We start from the raw sequence: 19,266 nt of genomic DNA, 5'->3' as shown, positions 1-19,266 counted from the left end.
GAGGCCGAGCGAAAATCCGCCAGGGCCGCAGCAGGACGCGGGCGGGCACAAATCGTACTCCGGGCCATGGGCAAAAAATCCGGTTCATTACGTACCAGGACAACAAGTTGGCTCCCGCCCGCTTCCGGCCTGGTGCAATATGCGGGCTATTCCCCGATCAGGGTCAGCGTCAGCCGCCTGCGGTGACCGCGGGTGCGATGTTCCCAGAGATAGATCCCCTGCCAGGTGCCGAGCGCACAGCGCCCGCCGCTGATGGGCAGGGAGAGGCTGCTGTCGGTCAGCAGGGTGCGCACATGGGCGGGCATGTCGTCGGGGCCTTCGGCATCGTGCGCGAACAGGGGGTCACCGTCCGGCACCAGCCGTGACATGAAGCGTTCGAGATCGGCGCGCACGTCCGGATCGGCGTTCTCGCACAGCATCAGCGAGGCGCTGGTGTGGTGCACGAACAGCTGAGCGATGCCGGTGCGGATGCCGCTGGCGGCAACCCGCTGCTGGATCTCGCGGGTGAGATCGTGGGTACCGCGGCCGCGGGTGGCCACCTCGAACGTTTCCTGAATCACCATTCCGATTGTCCCGAATCAAGGGCTTGGCAGTGGCCGGCGACGCCGGCCGTCGCGGTCGCCGATTCTACTGTATAATCGCTCGCCTTTTACCCGCCGGGAATTCGTCGTGATCCAGAACCTTCGCAACATCGCCATCATCGCCCATGTCGACCATGGGAAAACCACCCTCGTCGATCAGCTGCTTGCGCAATCGGGCACGCTGGGCGACCGGGCCGCGGTGCCGGAACGGGTGATGGACTCCAACGACCTGGAGCGCGAGCGCGGGATCACCATCCTGTCCAAGAACACGGCCATCCGCTGGGACGATTACCGCATCAACATTGTCGACACCCCCGGCCACGCCGACTTCGGCGGCGAGGTGGAGCGGGTGCTGTCGATGGTGGATTCGGTGTTGCTGCTGGTGGACGCGGTCGAGGGTCCCATGCCCCAGACCCGCTTCGTGACCCAGAAGTCGCTGGAGCGCGGGCTGAGGCCGATCGTGGTCATCAACAAGATCGACCGTCCCGGGGCCCGCCCGGACTGGGTGCTGGACCAGACCTTCGATCTCTTCGACCGCCTCGGCGCGACGGACGAACAGCTCGATTTCCCGGTGGTTTATGCCTCCGGCCTGAACGGCTACGCCAGCCTCGACGCCGATGCCCGCGACGGCGACATGCAGCCGCTGGTCGAGACCATCATCAATAAGGTACCGCCACCGGCCGTGGACCCGGACGGCCCCTTCCAGATGCAGGTCAGCTCGCTGGACTACAACAGCTACGTCGGCGTGATCGGCATCGGCCGCATCAGCCGCGGCCGGGTGAAGCCCAACACCCCGGTGACCCTGCTCGCCCGCGACGGCAGCAAGCGCTCCGGGCGCATCCTGCAGCTGCTGGGCTTCCTGGGCCTGGAGCGGGTGGAGGTGGACGAGGCGCAGGCCGGCGACATCGTCGCCTTCACCGGCATCGACGGCCTGAACATCTCGGATACCCTGTGCGATCCGGCGCACCCGGAGATGCTGCCGCCGCTGACGGTGGACGAGCCCACGGTCAGCATGACCTTCCAGGTCAACAACTCGCCCTTCGCCGGCAAGGACGGCAAGTTCATCACCTCGCGCCAGATCCGTGAGCGCCTCGACCGCGAGCTGGTACACAACGTCGCCTTGCGGGTGGAGAACACCGAGGACCCGGACAAGTTCCGGGTGTCGGGCCGCGGCGAACTGCACCTGTCCATCCTGATCGAGAACATGCGCCGCGAGGGCTACGAGCTGGGCGTGTCGCGTCCCGAGGTCATCGTGCGCGAGATCGACGGCGAACGCCGCGAGCCCTACGAACAACTCACCGTCGACGTCGAGGAACAGCACCAGGGCACGGTCATGGAACGGCTGGGCACCCGCGGCGGCGAACTGAAGGACATGGCGCCCGACGGCAAGGGCCGGGTGCGCCTGGACTACATCATTCCCTCCCGCGGCCTGATCGGCTTCCGCACCGAGTTCCTCACCGCCACCCAGGGCACCGGCCTGCTGTATTCGGTGTTCGACCACTATGGCCCGGTCAAGCCGGGCAACTACGGACAGCGCATCAACGGCGTCATGATCTCCAACGGCGCGGGCAAGGCGCTGGGCTACGCCCTGTTCAACCTGCAGGAGCGCGGCCGGCTGTTCATCGAGCCGGGCACCGAGGTCTACGAGGGCATGATCATCGGTATCCATTCCCGCGACAATGACCTGGTGGTCAACCCGCTCAAGGCCAAGCAGCTCACCAACATCCGCGCCGCCGGCTCGGACGAAAACATCCTGCTCACCCCGCCCATCCGCATGAGCCTGGAGCAGGCGCTGGAGTTCATCGACGACGATGAGCTGGTGGAGGTCACGCCGCACAGCATCCGCCTGCGCAAGAAGCTGCTCAAGGAACACGAGCGCAAGAAGGCCGCGCGCGCGGCCTCCTGAAGCATGCTGCGCCTGGGGAGATCTAACCCGCATATTGCACCAGGGCCGCGGCAGGATGCGGGCTAAAGATCGCAACGATCTCCGTAGACCTGCATGATGTCGTGCAGCTCGGCCAGCAGCAGCGCCCGCTCCGCCGCATCCAGATGCGCGTATTCCGGGCGCAGCGTTCCCGCCTCCAGCGCATCGATGAAGCCCCACACCGCCCGGCAGCCCTGGTGGCAGATGACGTCAATCGTGCGATCCACGCGCTCGTTACCCGTCACGCTGCCGCTCCGCCCACCACATGCGCAGACGCAACCCCGCCTCGGTGGTGTAACCGATGGTGGTGAAACGGATGTTCCCATCAGCGTCCACGACAAAACTCGCCGGCACCCCGCGCACCCCATAGCGCGCGGCCAACTCGCCCTCCGGGTCGCGAATCACCGGATAGGCGAGTTCGCGCTCGGCGAGGAAGCGCTTGAATTGCGCCGGCGGCGTGTCCTCGAGGGCGATGGTGATCACCGCATGATCCTCGGCGAGATCACTGATGTTGCCGGCCTCGGCACGACAGACCGGACACCAGGTCGCCCAGAAGTGCACCAGCACCGGCCGCCCCGCGTGTTCGGCGAGCGACAGTGACCTGCCGTCCAGATCGACCCCGGCGAATGCCGGCGCCGGGCCTTCCACCGTGTCCCGCACCTGGTAGAGGTGCAGGGCATAGAGCACCAGCACCACCAGTCCGGCCTGCCAGGCGGCACGGCCGAGGCGCTGCGGCGCACCCCGCTGCCGGTTCGAATCCGATTTCCCTGCCATTGCACTCCCGCCTGCGAGACGCCGTTCATGTGCCCGGCGCCAACCCTGTCACAGTTTGCCCGTGGTCGCGACCTGCCGTGTCGGGAATGTGACACATGTTCACAACGCCGCGGCCCGAAGGTCGCTAACCTGATCACCAGGCCACAACGGAATCCGTCGACCACCATGCCCGACCGCACCCGTCCATTGCTGATCTGCCTCGCCCTTGCCGGGCTGCTCGGCGGTTGCGCCAGCCAGGGCCCCGGTGCGCAGGCCGAGGGCAGTCTGCCCGCGGTGGAGCTGGGTCGCAACCAGGTGCTTGCCTGGGTGCCGCGCGAGCAGGCGGAAACGCCGGCGGTGGCGCGCGCCATGGCCCACGTGGCACTGGGCGAGGCCAAGCGCCGCACCGAGGCCGAACTCTGCGGCGGCACCTGGGTGTTCACCGGCGATGTCAGCGAGGTGCGCGCACCCGATCCGGACACCGCACCTGCACTGCTGGGCGGCTTCCGTGCCTGGCACTATCGCATCGACTGGAACCCGGAACTGCCGGCGTGCTCACAGGCCGACGCCGCCACCTACTACCGCACCCTGAGCCGGCACCTGCCCGACTGGATGATGCTCCAGACACCGGCCCCCATCGCCATGTACCATCGCGGCGTGGCCATCACCCGGATCAGCCCCTACCGCTACGCCGAACAGGCACCCGCCGCACCGCGCGGCTAGCCCGCATATTGCACCAGGGCGGAATTGGTGGCGCCCTTGCCTGTCAGTGGTCAGCCATCCTCTGTGCCCTCGCCCTGCCGCACCAGTTCCCCGAGCGTCAGCCCATCCAGCGATTCGCGCCAGCTCGCATCCAGCCGGTCCATCACCGACTCCACCGGCACCAGCCGCAGCATGCGGTCGGGCCGCACGAAGCGTGACTCGTCGGCGCGGCGCACGTCGCTCAGCAGTTCATACAGGGTCACGGTGGCGATGTCACGGGCCGGCAGATAGGCCGGCGGCTCGTCGGCCGTCTCCGCGAGATACCCGGTGGCCTGCAGCGTCGCCAGCAGTCGCGCCAGGGGTTCCGCGGGCACCCGCAAGTGCTCGGTCAATGCCTCCAGCGTCCAGGGAGCACGCGACAGGTGGTGATTGCGCCCCACTTCGTACATCACCGCCAGTGCCAGCTGTTCCTTGAGCCGGTTGCTCAACACCAGCCGCACACGGTGCTGGGTGACGTATTGCGGATGCTGGACATAAAAGGCGATCTGCGAGCCCAGCAGCAGCACCAGCCAGTTCACGTACAGCCAGATCAGCAGCAGCACCAGTATGGCGAAGCCGGAATAGATGGCGGTGTACTTGGTGGACGAGGCGATGAAGGCGGCAAAGGCCCAGAAGGCGGTATGCCAGAGGAAACCCGCCACCAGACCGCCGATCCCGGCCGGCCCGACCCGCACCCGGGTATTGGGGATGAAGATGTAGACCACAGTGAAAGCCAGCGCCACCAGCAGATAGGGCACCAGCTTCGAGGCCGCGAGCAGCAGGGTCCCGAAGGGCTCGACCTCCGCCAGCGCCCGCACCAGCTCGTGGTTCATCACCGTGGCGGTCATGCCGGCCGAGGCGAATACCAGCACCGGACCGATCAGCACGACGCTCAGGTAGCTGGAGAAGCGTTGGCCAAAACTGCGCAGCCGCTCCACCCGCCAGACATAGTTGAAGGCCGACTCGATCTTCTGCAGCAGCGACAGCACGGTGTAGATGAGAAAGATCAGGCCCAGGGCACCCAGCACCCCGACCTTCACGTTTTCCACGAAATTGACCACGAGGCCGGCCAGCTCCACACCCTTGGGACCCAGCGGCTCCAGAAAACGGTACAGCAGGGGCTGAATCTGGTTGTGCACCCCGAAGCCCTTCAGCACCGAGAAACTCAGCGCCAGCAGCGGCACCAGCGACAGCAGGGTGGTGTAGACCAGGCTCATCGCCCGCAGGTTGAGTTCGCCGGCCAACAGGTCGCGCAACAGCACGTAGAGCACCCGCAGTGTCTGCATCAGCAGTCGCCGGGGCGGAGAAAGCTGGCGCAGATCGTCTTTCCAGATCAGGGTCTGTGCCGATTCGATCAGGTTCGAAAGCGGGTTGGCCATGCCTCGGATCTCTGTTTCGGATTGCCGCAACTATATCCATTGCAGCGCCTGCGCGCACGAAAAGCGCAACTGCTGTCTTCGGCCCGACTTGTACTGCAAGACTTGCATGGCCTGCGATGACAGGTTTTTTTACACCTCCACAGCGCTCGCACACACGGTGATGCGGACGCGTCTCGGCGCATGCACACGGCAACGCGAGGATCATCGCGGGCACGCAGAAGTTGTTCGGTGTTATGTTGAATTGATCGAGCGCGACATTATTTTTCGATTCTAATCTTTTATTTTTCGTTAAAGTTTCTATAATCAAATGCCGTTAAGTTGCGCGAACCATTGAACAGGAGGGTTTCCTCATGGCAGTGAAGAAGAAAACCAGTACACGGAAGAAGACGGCGGCCCGTAAAAAGACCGCCACTCGGAAGAAGGCAACCGCGAAGAAGAAGGTCGCCACTCGCAAGAAGACGGCCACCAAAAAGCGCGCTACCAAGAAGCGGGTAGCAAAGAAGAAGGCAGCCAAGAAGCGTCCGGCCAAGAAGAAGGCCGCGAAGAAGAAGGCCGCCAAGAAGCGCACCGCCAAGAAGAAGGTAGCGAAGAAGAAGGCAGCAAAGAAGCGCACTGCCAAGAAGAAGGCCGCCAAGAAGCGTCCGGCCAAGAAGAAGGCCGCGAAGAAGAAGGCTACCCGAAAGAAGACTGCAAAGAAGAAGGCCACCAAGAAGCGCGCTACCAAAAAGCGTGCGACCAAAAAGCGCGCCCGCCGGTAACGGCAAGGGCGCCTGCAACGGCCTTGAAGGCCCGCCTCGGCGGGCCTTTTTTATTTGTTTGTACAATAAGTTACAAGAAAGGAGGCGGCGCCGGAGGAGGCCGCCGGCATCAGCGATGGCGCGCGCGTTCAAGCAACAGCACACCCAGCGTTGCGCGCTCGAAGGCAGCCGCATCGACATGCTGTGAAGGATCGTAGCCGAATGCCCAGACCTCACATTCGAGCGCACGCAGGGGCAGCGCGTCGGGCGTGAACAGGATGCGGGTCACGTAGTTGATCACCCCACGCTCCCAGCTGCCGTCCTCTTCCAGACGTTGTACTGACGCAACATTGAACACCTGCGCCGGCAAGATCTTGCCCTCGGCAAAGGCATGGTCCAGTTGCAACGAACAGACCGGCTCCCACACCGTCACATCCCGCGCCGATACCACACCCTTGCCCTGCAGGTGGACGCGCGACTCGTTCGCCGGAAAGGCGACCGGCTGTAGCAGACGAATGCGATCGCCCGCCGCAATCCAGGCCACGTCGCTCCCCTGCGGTTGCGGCAGCGTACAGCCCGCCACCAGCAGCATTGTCACCACCACCATCGATGCGCGCTTCATGATGCCCTCCTCAGTCCGTCAGCAGCAGCCGCGCATGACGCTCGCGGTTGCCGATCAGGCGCTCCCGCAGCGTGCGCCAGGGATCGTGCCAGGGCAGACGCGGTGCCATCAACGCCTCGCACAGGGCGAGCATGCCGGCCACATCACCCTCGTGCACGAACTCGGGCGCCGGTCCGCGCGGCCGCCGACAGTCTGGGCCGCCCTCGTAGCCCTCGTTGTGATAGTTGCCCAGCGGCACCGTCAGGCCCAGCGTGCGCAGCCCGAAGGCCGTGGTCGCCGTTGCCTCGCAGCTGCCGCCATCCATGATGCGGCGCTGATGACGACCCGGCAGTTCCTGCTCCGCGAGCTGTGACAGCAGATGCATGCCGCCTGGATCGAACAGGCTGCGGCGATCGCCCAGCCGCACCACCGGCCCCTTGCCGATCTCGGCGCCCGGCAGGGTCCGGGAGGCCTCCAGGCTGACGCACACCAGCGGCCGCTGGCGCGCCGCGCGCCACCAGCCGAGCTGCAAATGGGCGATCGCACCCACGAATCCGACCTCCTCGGCGCGGGTCAGCAGGCCGATGAAAGGCGGACGCCGACGGCTCGCGAACTGTGTCCGCGCCGTCTCCAGAATGGCGAACACGCCCGCCAGATCATCCACGGCACAGGCATGGATGCGTCGGCCGCTGCGCCAGGCCGGCGCCCGGAAGGCCCAGCCCCCGAACACCCGCGATGCCGCACGCGGCAGGCGGGCGCGATCCCGACGATGCACACGCACTTCGGCGGCAGTGATGCCGTAGCCCTGCGGATGGGTCACTGGCCGGTACAGCCGCCCCGGAATCCGCTCGCCCTCCGCGTCGCACAGCCAGACCGCGGCACCGGAGAGGTAGCGGGTCGGGCTGCCGCCCAGCCAACGCACCGCGAGACGGGTATCGTCCAGCCAGCGCACACCGTGGAAGCCCGGATGATCCATGTGCGCGATGTAGAGGCGCACCGGCTCGCGGCTGCGAGCCGCCAGCAGCTGGCGATAGTCACCGCGGCTGGCCACGCCCACCAGCAGGTTGCCGTGAGGATCGCGAAAATGCGGGATACGCCAGTCATCGAGACAGGCCTCGGCCCAGGCACGCACCCGCTGTTCGCGGAAGGGAGCCGTGGGGATGCGCAGCAGTTCGAGCAGGCGGCGGCGCTGATCGGATTCAAGCATGAACTCTCCATGAAGGGTCGCAACGACGGGATGCCCAAGTGTACCCCAGCCGAAGCCACGACATATTTGGTCGCCGGGTTAATAATATGTTCGGACACGGGGAAGCGAACACAGGGAGAAGGACCGATGGTCACCGAAACCGAGGTCTACGCCGCACTCGACCGCGTACAGGACCCGGAACTCGCCCACAGCCTGGTCGAACTGGGGCTGATCCGCGAGGTGGACGTGGACGACGGCCGGGTCCACGTGGAAGTCCAGCTTACCACCCCGCACTGCCCCTTCGCGGCCCAGATCGAGGCCAGCATCCGCGATGCCTTGCTGGCGTTGGACGGGGTCGAAGAGGTTTCCATCAACCGCCCCTGCACCGGCGACGCCTGAGCCACCAACCAGCTGTTGCAAAAAGGAAACCTCCCCGATATCGCGGACCAGCCGGACAGCCGCGCCGATGTGCTTTCGGGTTAACCCGCATCTCCCAGCAGGGCGGAAGCGGGCGGCAGGCAACACTTGTTGTCCTGGCAGGCAATGAACTGGGTTTGTTGCCCATGGCCCGGAGTACGATTTGCGCCCGCCCGCTTCCTGCGGCGGCCCTGGCGGATTTTCAGCCCCTGGCGCAATAGGCGGGTTAAAGAATGTCACTGCGGCGCCGATTCCCCTGCTGGACACCCTGAGTCAAGGAGCGCTCCCCCATGTCGGAGCAGGCCAGCGAAGTGGCGGACAGGCCGCGCGTCCTCGTCGTGGACGACTCCCGCGTCATCCGTATCGCCGCCAAAAAGATTCTGAGCAAGGAATTCGACGTCCTCGAGGCCGGGGATGGCGAATCCGCCTGGGAACAGCTCACCGCCAACGACGACATTGCGCTGGTGATTTCCGACCTGTCCATGCCCTACCTGGACGGCATGGGCCTGATGCGGCGCATGCGCGAAAGCGATGTCGCGCACATCGCCAACATGCCGGTGATCATCGTCACCGGGGCCGAGGACGACGAGGACGCCAAGTCGCGGGCCTTCGCCGCCGGGGCCTCCGATTTCCTCAGCAAGCCCTTCGATTCGGTACAACTGCTCGCCCACACCCGCTCGCACATCAGGCTGGCGGAGACGGAAACGAAGCTGGAACAGACCCGGACCGCCATCGCCGCGGAACCCACCATCGACAAGATCACCGGCCTGGTCAACCAGCGGGCCTTCACCGAGCGCGGCCACCAGGACCTGGCCTACGCCATCCGCCACCGCTCGGACCTGGCGCTGCTGCTGATCGACGTCGACAACTTCGACAAGGCCTTCATCAAGTACGGGCGCCCCGCCGGCGAGGCCATACTGAAGATCTTCGCCCAGATCGTGAAGGATGCGGTGCGTCGCGAGGACACCGGCGGCCGGGTCGGTCTGGCCCGTTTCGGCCTGCTGCTGCCCTCGGCCAACCCGGTGGGGGCACGCAAGCTGGCCGCCCGCATCTGCCAGCAGATCGCCTCCCGCGCCTTCAGGATCGGGGGCGAGACCCTGCGCCTGACGGCCAGCGCCGCCGTGCTCACGCCCATCATCAACCGCGAGACCCGTTTCGAGGGACTGCTCGAGGAAGGACAGCGTCTGCTGGGAAGGGCAGCGAAGGCCGGCGGCAACCGGGTGGTCTACGACCAGCGTCCGGTGGCCACCACCGCCCAGGCCACCACCGAGGCCGAGGCGCCCGCCGCCGAGGAACACCCGCCCATCGAAACGCGGGCAGGCGTCCCGCCGGCAGCGGAACCGGCGCCTGCCGAGGCACCCATCCCGCGGCCTTCCATCGAGGAGGCACTGCGACTGATCGCCGAGGGCCGGGCCGACGCGCTGGCGCCACACCTGGATTCGCTGATTGACGAACTGCAGCCGCTGCTGACGCTGTGGCAGCACAGGCAGCAGGCATCCGAGACAGTGGAAAACGCGACGCCCGCTGCAACCGGTCGTTCCTGACCCGCCCCTGGTCCGGCATACTGTCGTCCTCGCCCGCGCACCAAGGCAGGGGGCAATGCATCCGCGCGGGCGGCGCTCAGCCGGTGTACTTCCGGAACACGAGGGTGGCGTTGGCACCACCGAAGCCGAAACTGTTGGACATCACCTGGGTGAGCTCGGCCGGCTCGACCCTCTCCCGCGCAATGGGCAGCCCCTCGGCCTTCGGGTCCAGGTTCTCGATGTTGGCACTGGCGGCGATGAAGCCTTCCTGCATCATCAGCAGCGAATAGATGGCCTCGTGCACGCCGGCGGCGCCCAGGGCATGTCCGGTGAGCGATTTGGTCGAGGCGATCACCGGCACCTCGTCACCGAATACCTCGCGCACCGCTTCAAGTTCCCTGGTGTCGCCGACCGGCGTGCTGGTACCGTGGGCATTGATGTAGTCGATCGGTCCCTCGACCGTGGCCAGCGCCTGCTGCATGCAGCGCACCGCACCTTCTCCGGAGGGGGCGACCATGTCGTAGCCATCCGAGGTCGCGCCATAACCGACCAGCTCGGCGTAGATGGGCGCACCGCGCGCCAGTGCACGGGTGAGTTCCTCCACCACCACCACGCCACCGCCACCGGAGATGACGAAGCCATCACGGTCGGCATCGTAGGGCCGCGAGGCCTTCTCCGGTGTCTCGTTGTACTTCGAGGACAGGGCGCCCATGGCGTCAAACAGGCAACTCATGGACCAGTGCAGTTCCTCGCCGCCGCCCGCGAACACGATGTCCTGCTTGCCCATCTGGATCAGCTCGGCGGCATGCCCGATGCAATGCGCGCTGGTGGAACAGGCCGAGCTGATGGAGTAGCCCACGCCCTTGATGCCGAACGCGGTCCCCAGAATGGCCGAGGTGGTCGACGACATGGTCTTGGTGACGCCGTAGGGTCCGATGCGCTTCACACCGCGGCTGCGCAGGGTGTCGGCGGCCTCGACCACGCTGGCGGTGGAGGCACCGCCGGAGCCGACGATCAGGCCGGTGCGCGGACTGGAGACATCCTCCGGCGACAGGCCGGCATCGTTGATGGCATCGCGCATGGCCAGCCAGGCATAGGCCGCGGCATCGCCCATGAAGCGGCGCAGCTTGCGATCGATCTGCCCCTCTATGTCGACCTCCAGCGGGGCATGAACCTGGCTGCGGAAACCCAGCTCGCGATACGCCTCGCTGAAACGCACGCCGGAACGCCCCGCGCGCAGACTGTCCACGACCGTAGCACGGTCGTTGCCGATGGAAGAGACGATGCCGAGACCGGTAATCACGACCCTGCGCATGAGGACTGCCTCAGAAGCCTTCGGTGGAAGTGAACAGGCCGACCCGGAGATCCTTTGCCGTGTAGATCTCGCGGCCATCGACCAGCATGCGGGCGTCGGCGATGCCCATGAACAGCTTGCGCTTCACCACCCGCTTCATGTCGACTTCGTAAGTGACCCTGCTGTTCGCCGGCGTCACCTGGCCGGTGAACTTGACCTCGCCCGCGCCCAGGGCGCGGCCGCGCCCCGGACCACCGGCCCAGCCCAGGAAGAAGCCAATAAGCTGCCACATGGCATCCAGCCCCAGGCAGCCGGGCATGACCGGATCGCCCTCGAAGTGACAGTCGAAAAACCAGAGATCGGGGCGGATGTCGAGTTCGGCCCGGATCTGGCCCTTGCCGTGGGCACCGCCCTGCTCGCTGATGTGGGTGATGCGGTCGAACATGAGCATCGGCGGCAGCGGCAACTGGGCATTGCCCGGCCCGAACAGCTGGCCGTGGCCACAGGCAATGAGGTCGTCGTAATCGTAGTGATCCGGCCGGATCTCGGCGGGGGACTGGGTCATGAAACTCGGGATCTCTGTCTGGCGTGCCGGTGGCACCGGAATAATGCGGCCGGTATTGTAGCCCAGCCGCCGGGAGGCATGAAGCGCGGCGAGCCCGGCTTGATTTGCCGGGCACCCTCGCCCATTATCCGCAGTCCGCCTGTCAGGAATCCGGATTCACGTCCATGAGCAAATCCTTCGCCGTACGTGCCAGCGAGACCCTCGAGGACCTGCTCGACCGCTTCGAGGCCTGCGAGGCGCTGGAGGACGCCGACATGGACATCGTCGACGGCGTGCTCACCCTCGAACTCGAGGACGGCAGCCAGATCATCGTCAATCGCCAGGAGTCGCTGGAACAGATCTGGGTGGCCTCGCCGCTGGGACCCGCGCACTTCGCCTGGTCCGAAGCCGATGGCGAATGGCGCGACGATCGCACCGGCAGGCCCCTGCTCGCGACGCTCGAGGAGGCGCTGAGCGGCAAGCTGGGCATACCCGTCAGGCTGGGCTGAGCGCCCGCCAGGCCCGCTCCAGCCGCTGGGGCGATACCTTCTCGCGCGTCCCCAGTTCCTGCGCGAACAGCGATACCCGGTACTCCTCCACCAACCAGCGATAGCGCGCGAAGTCCGCGTCCTCGAGGGCGTGCGGATCGCGCGCCAGGCGTTCTCGCGCCCGCGCCCACCAGGGCTCGACCGCGGCCATGTCGCGGCGATCCCGCGCCGGATCCTGCGCCAGCCGCTGCAGACGCCGCTCCACCGCGGCCAGCCAGCGGGGCAGCGACTCGATGATTTCCACGGGCAGGTCGCGCGCCAGCCGCGGCTGCACCAGCCATTGCAGCTGATCCCGGATGTCGGACACTGCCGCCAGCCAGGCCGGCGGGAGGCTGCCCTTGAGCTGCCGTCCCAGGGCGCGATGCCGGGCCAGCACATCGGCCAGCGGCTCGCACAGCCGTTGCGCCAGCCCCATCAGCGCCGGCTCGGCCCGCGCGCGGGCGGCCTCGAAGGCCTCCGCATCGCGGATATCGGCCGCCTCCGGCAGCGCCAGTTCGATCACCCGCGCCACCAGGTCCGCGCGCAGCTGCTCGCAACGCCCCAGGGGCGCGAAGTCCAGGCACAGGCGGTCGATACGCGGCAGATTGCGTTCCAGGTGACGCACGGCACGCGCGGCACGACGTCGGAACAGGGCCGCCACGCCCGCGCCGTGGGCGCGACGCGCGGCCTCGGCGCGATCGAGCAGGCGCAGCTCGATACGGCTTCCATCCTCGCTCGGCACCAGCGCCGGCCAGGCCCGCAGCCGCAAGCCCGCCTGTTCGCGCTCGATGACTTCCGGCAGCGTTCCGAAGTCCCAGTCCTGGACGTCCGCGCGCTCCAGCCCCGATGCCGGCAGGCCGGAAAAGGCCGCGCTGGCGCGGTCCTGCCAGGCCTGCTGCAGGGCCGCGAGATCCCGCCCCTGCGCCAGCACGCCGCCATCGGCATCCACCAGCCTGAAGTTCATGCGCAGGTGGGCCGGCAACTCGACTGCCGCCCAGGCCTCGGCCGGAACCTCGACACCGGTCATGCGCGCGAGCTGTTGCGACAGCCGCTCGAACAGCGAGCCCTGCGCGGGCAGCAGCGCCTCCAGCGCGGCGCGGGCATAGTCGGGCGCCGGCACGAAATGCCGGCGCAGCGGCTTGGGCAGTCCACGGATCAGCGCCGTGACCTTGTCCTCGATCAACCCCGGCACCAGCCATTCGAAGATCTCGGCACGCAGCTGACCCAGCGCGGCCAGCGGGATTTCCAGGGTCACGCCGTCGTCCGCGTGGCCGGGCTCGAAGCGGTAGCTCAACGCCAGCGACAGCCCGCCGGTCGCGAAGCGGGTCGGAAACCGGGTCTCGGTGATGCCGGCCGCACCGTGCTGCATCAGGGTGTCGCGATCCAGGAACAGCCGCGCCCGCTCGGCCTCCCCGGCCCTGCGCCACCAGCGTTCCAGCGTGCGGCGGTCGCGCACCGCCTGCGGCAGGCGCTCGTCGAACCAGCGCGCCAGCAGCGCCTCGTCCACCAGCACGTCACGCCGCCGCGAGCGTGCCTCCAGGCCCTCGATCTCCCGCAGCAGCTCGCGGTTGTGGGCCACGAAGGGCAAGCGGCTGTCGAGATCGCCGCGAACCAGCGCCTCGCGAATGAAGATCTCGCGCGCGGCGGCAGGGTCGATGCGACCGTAGTCCACCCGCCGGTTGCGCGCCAGCACCAGCCCGTACAGGCTCACCTGTTCCAGCGCCACCACCCGGCCGCCGCGATTTTCCCAGTGCGGATCGGCGTGATGGCGCTTGAGCAACGGGCCGGCCAGCGATTCCACCCACTGCGGTTCTATCATGGCGCAGATGCGTGCATAGCGCCGGCCGGTTTCCACCAGCTCGGCGGCCAGGATCCACTTCGGCCGGCGACGGAACAGCACCGAGCCCGGAAACATCTGCAGGCGCAGGTCGCGCGCGCCGGTGTACTCGCTGGCATCGCTGCGGAAGGCAACCTGGCCCAGCAGCCCGGCCAGCAGCGCCCGGTGCACCGCTTCGTAGCTCGCTTCGTCGCTGTTGGGACGCAGCCCCATGTCGTGCACCAGCGCCAGCAGTTGCTGATGGATGTCGTGCCATTCGCGCATGCGCACCACGGACAGGAAGTGCTGCCGGCACCAGTCGCGCAGGCGATTGCGGGACAGCCGCCGCCGCTGCTCCCGGTAGGCCGTCCACAGACGCACGAAACCGAGAAAGTCGGAACGCTCGTCGGCAAACAGGGCGTGGCGCTCGTCGGCGGCCTGGGCCTTGTCCAGCGGGCGTTCCCGCGGATCGGGCACCGACAGGGCCGCGGCAATGACCAGTACCTCGCGAAGACTGCCTTCCTCCCCTGCGGCCAGCAGCATGCGTCCGATCCGCGGATCGACCGGCAACCGCGCCAGCCGCTGGCCGAGTTCGGTGATACGGTGGCGCGCATCCACCGCGCCCAGTTCCTGCAACAGGCGAAAGCCCGCGCGCACGTGGCGCGGATCGGGGCGGTCGAGAAACGGAAAGTCGTCCACCTCGCCCAGCCGCAGCGCCAGCATCTGCAGGATGACCGCGGCCAGGTTGGTGCGCAGGATCTCCGGGTCGGTGAAGCGCGGACGTGCCAGATAGTCCGCCTCATCGTAGAGGCGGATGCAGATGCCGGGGCCGGTGCGGCCGCAACGCCCGGCGCGCTGGTCGGCCGAGGCCCGGGACACAGGCTCGACGGGCAGCCGCTGCACCTTGCTGCGCCAGGCGTAGCGGCTGATGCGGGCCAGCCCGGTGTCGATCACGTAGCGGATGCCGGGCACGGTGAGCGAGGTCTCGGCGACATTGGTGGCCAGCACGATGCGCCGCCCGCCATGGGTCTGGAACACCCGGTTCTGCTGCGCCGCCGACAGCCGGCCGTACAGCGGCAGGATCTCGGTCTCCGGCGGATGATGCTTGCACAACAGTTCCGCAGCCTCGCGGATCTCGCGTTCGCCGGGGAGGAACACCAGCATGTCGCCCGGCCCCTCGGCGGCCAGTTCATCGACGGCGTCGAGCAGGGCCTGCTCGCGGTCGCGATCCTGCGCCGCCTCGTCCTCGCCCCTGAGCGGGCGATAGCGGATCTCCACCGGGTAGCCCCGGCCCGAGACCTCGATCACCGGCGCATCGTCGAAATGGCGGGAGAAGCGCTCGGTGTCGATGGTGGCCGAAGTGATCACCACCCGCAAGTCCGGGCGGCGCGGCAGCAGGCGCCGGAGGTAGCCGAGCAGGAAATCGATGTTGAGCGAGCGCTCGTGGGCCTCGTCGATGATCAGGGTGTCGTAGGCGCGCAGATCGGGATCGCCGCGGGTCTCGGCGAGCAGGATGCCGTCGGTCATCACCTTGACCGCCGTCTCCGTGCCCACCCGGTCGGAGAAGCGCACCTTGTAGCCCACCGGCCCGCCGAGCGGCACCCCCAGCTCCTCGGCGATGCGCGCGGCAAGGCTGCGGGCGGCGATGCGTCGCGGCTGGGTGTGGCCGATGAGGCCGGCGGCACCGCGCCCGAGTTCGAGACAGATCTTGGGCAACTGGGTGGTCTTGCCGGAGCCGGTCTCGCCGCAGACGATCACCACGGGATGGCGGGCGATGGCCTCGGCGATGGCGACACGATGTTCGACCACCGGCAGACCGGCGGGATAGTCGGGCCGTGGCAGCCGTGCCAGCCGCGCGGCGCGTGCCGCGCGCGAGGCCTCGATCGCGGCCGCCAGCCCGGTCAGGCCGCGATCGATCGGCTGGCCGCGGCCCAGTCGTCGCCTCAGGCCCGACAGGCGCCGCGACAGTCGTGCCACATCGGCAGTGCGACACTCATCGAGCTGCCGTTCGAGGGCGTCGAGCGCGTCCACGACCATGCCCGGCAACGGCGCTTCAGGGACTGCCGGCCTTGCGCCAGGCCTGGAAGGTGGGATAACGCTCGTAGGCGCGGCTGAGCACGTAATCGAGCACGTTGCGCAGCCGATAGAACTGCACCACCGAATCGACCCTGAGAATCTCGCGCCCGCGTTCGTCGAAGAACAGCAGGCTGGGCGCGTAGAACAGCCCCAGCTCGGCCGCCCAGTCGCGCGCCCGGGTACGGCGGCCATCGGGCGTGATCACCGGGCTGTCGTCCCACAGCCCGAGTTGCACCACGTCGAAGCTGCCCAGCCGGCCACGGATCCGGGGATCGGCCAGCGGACCCGTGTGCAGGATGTCGCAGGCGTGACAGTCCGGCTGCTCGAAGAACACCAGCAAGGGACGTTCGCCCGGGATACGGCTGCGATCGAGGGCAAAGGGCGGAGGCTGAAAGAAGGACTCCTGGTTGAGCCCGCCGGGCTCGAACACCATGCCGATGTCCGCCCGACCCAGGTAGTCGCGCAGGGACTCGCTGCGGTAGTAGCCCTCGGCAACATAGGTCAGGGCCGCGCGGAACTTGTAGGGCGGATAATAGCCGGGCAGACGCAGCGCCACCCGCCCCTCGGTATCGTAGAAGAGGAGCGTCGGAGTGAAGTTCACCTGATGGCGGAGGGCATAGTCCCGTTCGCTCATCTCCTGGCCGTCGAAATCGGTGACCAGGCGGTCGCCATGGATGTCGATGGCGACCACCTCGAAGTGTTCGCGGGTATAGGCGACAATGTCCGCCTTGCCCCAGTTGCCCTCCAGCAGGGCCTGGCAATAGGCGCAGTCCTTCTGGCCCAGGTAGACGATGAGCCCCTGTTTGCCGGCCGCGCGCGTCTCGTCGAGATCCTCCGCCAGGTCCAGGAAACTGAGCCTGAACCAGGCCGGGTGTTGGACCGGCTCCGGCAGCGGGCGGTCACCGAACACCGTCAGCGCCCCGCCCCCGGCGGCAATATTCGCCAGCACGACGAGGTTCGGTACGAGAAGCAGCAATACCACCGACAGCAGTCGGAACGGGCAAAGGATTCGGAACAGGGTCACGTTCGGGCTCGATCAGGGAAGGCGTGCAGGGTGCAGACCCTACCAGATCGCGGCAGGACGCCCAAGACAGGCTGCCAGGGAATGTTTTGGCCCCGAGGGGTATCCAACTGCCAGATACGGGTGTCGCAGGCACATGACCGGAGATCGCAAATGAAACGTATCATCCTGTTCCTTTTGTTATTTTCCACCATGACACTGACCCCGGCGCGCGCCGATCCCAGCGCGTCGCCGGTGGAAACCTCTCTGTTCGGTGAACCGGCCCACAAGCTGGTCTACCAGCTCAACAAGGCCGACGAGGACTACATCGACCACATCCTGTTCTCGGTCGGCGCCATGCTGCGCAAGTATGGCGACGACATCCATATCGTGGTCACCGTCATTGGCCCCGGCATCCACCTGCTCGGACGCAATCCCACCCGCCCCATTCCCAAGCTGCTGCGCCAGCGTGCCGAGAGCCTGGCCATGTACGGCGTGGAGTTTCACGCCTGCGGCAACACCATGAAGTCGCTGGGCTGGACGCAGGACGATCTGCTCGATTTCGCGACCGTGGTCGAGGTCGGCGCCGCCGACCTCATGGAGCTCCAAGAACGCGGTTATGCCTACATAAGCTGGTAACGCGGACCGCGGCCAGCAGGGGCTTGCTATACTCCGCCCATCCGGCGCATCGGGGGATGCCGCCGGGAACAACAGGAAACCGGCGTCAGAGCCGCCACCATCCCGCAACGGGACAGACCAACCATCAAGAGCGAGGACCATGAACAGAACAGCGATGACCCTGATGGCCACGAGCCTGTGTGCGGCGCTGTCCGCACCCGCGCTTGCCGCCGGCGATGCCGCTGCGGGCAAGCAGAAGGCATTCACCTGCATGGGCTGCCATGGTGTGCCCAGCTACACCAACGTCTACCCCACCTACCATGTGCCCAGGCTGGGCGGCCAGCATGCGCAGTACCTGGTATCCGCGCTGCAGGCCTACAAGAGTGGTGCCCGCCAGCACCCGACCATGCGCGCGCAGGCCGCCAGCCTGAGCGAGCAGGACATGGCCGATATTGCCGCCTTCTTCGCCGGCTACGGCCAGTGAAAGGTGCCCCATGCACAGATCGAGTGAACAGGGAAATCGAATCATGAACAAGCGCATCGCACTTCTGGCCGCGCCGCTGGCGCTGGCCGTCTGCCTCCCGGTCCACGCCGCCGGCGACGCCAATGCCGGCAAGACCAAGGCCGCCACCTGCCAGGCCTGTCACGGCCCCGATGGCAACAGCGTCGATCCCCAGTACCCGCGGCTGGCCGGCCAGTATGCCGACTACCTGGTACAGGCCCTGAAGGACTACAAGTCCGGCGCCCGCAACAACCCCATCATGAAAGGCTTCGCCGCCGGCCTGTCGGAGCAGGACATGGAAGACCTGGCGGCCTATTTCAGCCGCCAGCGCGGCCTGGTGGTACCGGAGGCTCCCAAGACCGTCCAGCCCTGAACCCGGCTTGTGGTTATTCGAACCGCACCCTCGGGTGCGGTTTTTTGTGGCCCAATATCCGAAATTCGGACAATCCTGCGCAATTTCTGTCCGACTTTCCTTGACAAGCCGGAATCCTCTGCAAGACTTCCCTCAAATCTGCCTTCCCGGCATCGCGGAGGTGCGCTTGGCGGACAAGGGGTTCTCCAGTCGACAGGCCGCCCGACTCTCGGGCCTCACCGAGCGCCAGTTGCGCTACTGGCGTGACTCCGGCTTCCTCGCCCCCGACGCCCGCACACCCGGCGGCCACGCCCGCTACAGTTTCACTGACCTGATCGCGCTGCGTACCGCACGCGAACTGCTGGACCAGGGCCTCTCCCTGCAGCGGATACGGCGTTGCCTGGATTCCCTGCGACGCCTGCTCCCGGACGTCGCCCACCCCCTGAGCGAATATTCACTGGTGGTCGCCGGCGAGGTGATTCTCGCCATCCGCGGCGACGATGCCTTCGATGTCATGAGCGGCCAGCATTGGGTGCTGCCCATTGCCCGCTTCGCACGCGACATCGAGACCGAGCTGGGCCTGAACGCACCCGAGCAGGCCGAACTCTTCCCCGAACTCAGGGAGGTCTTACCGCAGGGATGCTGATGTTCGCGCCGGCCCCCGCCGGCGGCCACAACAAGAATAACGTTCAAGT

At 67.0% G+C, this 19,266-nt stretch carries 20 protein-coding genes; 10 read left to right on the top strand and 10 right to left on the bottom strand.

Features of this window, described 5'->3' with window-relative positions:
* Positions 1 to 146: 146 nt before the first annotated feature.
* The gene (locus MVF76_RS04115) at positions 147 to 563 is read right to left on the bottom strand and encodes a secondary thiamine-phosphate synthase enzyme YjbQ (RefSeq protein ID WP_297527525.1); all 417 of its coding nucleotides are present in this window, start codon (positions 561 to 563) and stop codon (positions 147 to 149) included.
* Positions 564 to 669: 106 nt separating this feature from the next.
* Between MVF76_RS04115 and typA the strand changes: the two genes are divergently transcribed.
* On the top strand, positions 670 to 2,487 hold the full coding sequence (gene typA / locus MVF76_RS04110; protein WP_297527524.1) for a translational GTPase TypA: 1,818 nt from the start codon (positions 670 to 672) through the stop codon (positions 2,485 to 2,487).
* 62 nt (positions 2,488 to 2,549) lie between these two features.
* Here typA and MVF76_RS04105 read toward each other — a convergent pair whose 3' ends face one another.
* The gene (locus MVF76_RS04105; RefSeq protein ID WP_297527523.1) at positions 2,550 to 2,732 is read right to left on the bottom strand and encodes a hypothetical protein; all 183 of its coding nucleotides are present in this window, start codon (positions 2,730 to 2,732) and stop codon (positions 2,550 to 2,552) included.
* Positions 2,733 to 2,739: 7 nt separating this feature from the next.
* Positions 2,740 to 3,279 carry a protein disulfide oxidoreductase gene (locus MVF76_RS04100; RefSeq protein WP_297527522.1) on the bottom strand — a complete coding sequence of 180 codons (540 nt, stop codon included), beginning with the start codon at positions 3,277 to 3,279 and terminating at the stop codon, positions 2,740 to 2,742.
* Between the two features lie 165 nt (positions 3,280 to 3,444).
* Between MVF76_RS04100 and MVF76_RS04095 the strand changes: the two genes are divergently transcribed.
* On the top strand, positions 3,445 to 3,981 hold the full coding sequence (locus MVF76_RS04095) for a hypothetical protein (protein ID WP_297527521.1): 537 nt from the start codon (positions 3,445 to 3,447) through the stop codon (positions 3,979 to 3,981).
* A 50-nt stretch (positions 3,982 to 4,031) separates the two neighbouring features.
* Here the strand turns inward: MVF76_RS04095 and MVF76_RS04090 are convergent, their stop codons facing one another.
* Positions 4,032 to 5,378 (bottom strand): YihY/virulence factor BrkB family protein, encoded by a 1,347-nt coding sequence (locus MVF76_RS04090; RefSeq protein ID WP_297527520.1) that lies wholly within the window; start codon positions 5,376 to 5,378, stop codon positions 4,032 to 4,034.
* 350 nt (positions 5,379 to 5,728) lie between these two features.
* Here MVF76_RS04090 and MVF76_RS04085 point away from each other — a divergent pair, with 350 nt between their 5' ends.
* On the top strand, positions 5,729 to 6,136 hold the full coding sequence (locus tag MVF76_RS04085) for a hypothetical protein (protein WP_297527519.1): 408 nt from the start codon (positions 5,729 to 5,731) through the stop codon (positions 6,134 to 6,136).
* Between the two features lie 109 nt (positions 6,137 to 6,245).
* Here the strand turns inward: MVF76_RS04085 and MVF76_RS04080 are convergent, their stop codons facing one another.
* Together MVF76_RS04080 and MVF76_RS04075 are read right to left on the bottom strand one after the other, a co-directional pair.
* Positions 6,246 to 6,737 carry a hypothetical protein gene (locus MVF76_RS04080; RefSeq protein WP_297527518.1) on the bottom strand — a complete coding sequence of 164 codons (492 nt, stop codon included), beginning with the start codon at positions 6,735 to 6,737 and terminating at the stop codon, positions 6,246 to 6,248.
* Positions 6,738 to 6,747: 10 nt separating this feature from the next.
* On the bottom strand, positions 6,748 to 7,923 hold the full coding sequence (locus MVF76_RS04075; RefSeq protein ID WP_297527517.1) for a hypothetical protein: 1,176 nt from the start codon (positions 7,921 to 7,923) through the stop codon (positions 6,748 to 6,750).
* Between the two features lie 126 nt (positions 7,924 to 8,049).
* Between MVF76_RS04075 and MVF76_RS04070 the strand changes: the two genes are divergently transcribed.
* Both MVF76_RS04070 and MVF76_RS04065 read left to right on the top strand, forming a co-directional pair.
* The gene (locus MVF76_RS04070; protein WP_297527516.1) at positions 8,050 to 8,301 is read left to right on the top strand and encodes a metal-sulfur cluster assembly factor; all 252 of its coding nucleotides are present in this window, start codon (positions 8,050 to 8,052) and stop codon (positions 8,299 to 8,301) included.
* A 308-nt stretch (positions 8,302 to 8,609) separates the two neighbouring features.
* Positions 8,610 to 9,863, top strand: coding sequence for a GGDEF domain-containing response regulator (locus MVF76_RS04065; protein ID WP_297527515.1), 1,254 nt, complete (start codon positions 8,610 to 8,612; stop codon positions 9,861 to 9,863).
* A 76-nt stretch (positions 9,864 to 9,939) separates the two neighbouring features.
* Here the strand turns inward: MVF76_RS04065 and fabB are convergent, their stop codons facing one another.
* Together fabB and fabA are read right to left on the bottom strand one after the other, a co-directional pair.
* Positions 9,940 to 11,157 carry a beta-ketoacyl-ACP synthase I gene (gene fabB, locus MVF76_RS04060; protein ID WP_297527514.1) on the bottom strand — a complete coding sequence of 406 codons (1,218 nt, stop codon included), beginning with the start codon at positions 11,155 to 11,157 and terminating at the stop codon, positions 9,940 to 9,942.
* A 10-nt stretch (positions 11,158 to 11,167) separates the two neighbouring features.
* Entirely contained in the window at positions 11,168 to 11,701 is a 534-nt protein-coding gene (gene fabA, locus MVF76_RS04055; protein ID WP_297527513.1) for a 3-hydroxyacyl-[acyl-carrier-protein] dehydratase FabA, read from the bottom strand.
* 164 nt (positions 11,702 to 11,865) lie between these two features.
* Here fabA and cyaY point away from each other — a divergent pair, with 164 nt between their 5' ends.
* A complete protein-coding gene (gene cyaY, locus MVF76_RS04050) occupies positions 11,866 to 12,189 on the top strand; it encodes an iron donor protein CyaY (RefSeq protein ID WP_297527512.1) in 324 nt (107 codons plus the stop codon).
* On the opposite strand, the gene hrpA is transcribed toward cyaY, so the two are convergent.
* Both hrpA and MVF76_RS04040 read right to left on the bottom strand, forming a co-directional pair.
* On the bottom strand, positions 12,176 to 16,060 hold the full coding sequence (hrpA, locus tag MVF76_RS04045) for an ATP-dependent RNA helicase HrpA (protein WP_297527511.1): 3,885 nt from the start codon (positions 16,058 to 16,060) through the stop codon (positions 12,176 to 12,178). The two genes, cyaY and hrpA, sit on opposite strands and share 14 nt — an antisense overlap.
* A gap of 16 nt (positions 16,061 to 16,076) precedes the next feature.
* On the bottom strand, positions 16,077 to 17,123 hold the full coding sequence (locus tag MVF76_RS04040) for a thioredoxin family protein (RefSeq protein ID WP_297527510.1): 1,047 nt from the start codon (positions 17,121 to 17,123) through the stop codon (positions 16,077 to 16,079).
* A 150-nt stretch (positions 17,124 to 17,273) separates the two neighbouring features.
* Between MVF76_RS04040 and MVF76_RS04035 the strand changes: the two genes are divergently transcribed.
* The 4 genes from MVF76_RS04035 (at position 17,274) to MVF76_RS04020 (ending at position 19,217) form a co-directional block, all read left to right on the top strand.
* On the top strand, positions 17,274 to 17,738 hold the full coding sequence (locus tag MVF76_RS04035; RefSeq protein WP_297527509.1) for a DsrE family protein: 465 nt from the start codon (positions 17,274 to 17,276) through the stop codon (positions 17,736 to 17,738).
* A 139-nt stretch (positions 17,739 to 17,877) separates the two neighbouring features.
* Positions 17,878 to 18,201 (top strand): c-type cytochrome, encoded by a 324-nt coding sequence (locus tag MVF76_RS04030; RefSeq protein WP_297527508.1) that lies wholly within the window; start codon positions 17,878 to 17,880, stop codon positions 18,199 to 18,201.
* A 43-nt stretch (positions 18,202 to 18,244) separates the two neighbouring features.
* Positions 18,245 to 18,592, top strand: a complete 348-nt coding sequence (locus MVF76_RS04025) for a c-type cytochrome (protein ID WP_297527507.1) — start codon at positions 18,245 to 18,247, stop codon at positions 18,590 to 18,592.
* 166 nt (positions 18,593 to 18,758) lie between these two features.
* Entirely contained in the window at positions 18,759 to 19,217 is a 459-nt protein-coding gene (locus MVF76_RS04020) for a MerR family transcriptional regulator (protein WP_297527506.1), read from the top strand.
* Positions 19,218 to 19,266 lie beyond the last annotated feature (49 nt).

The sequence above is a fragment of the Thiohalobacter sp. genome, assembly GCF_027000115.1.
Lineage (GTDB): Bacteria > Pseudomonadota > Gammaproteobacteria > Thiohalobacterales > Thiohalobacteraceae > JALTON01.
Note: the sequence above shows the minus strand (reverse complement) of the source record. Positions and strands in the feature narration are given on the sequence as shown.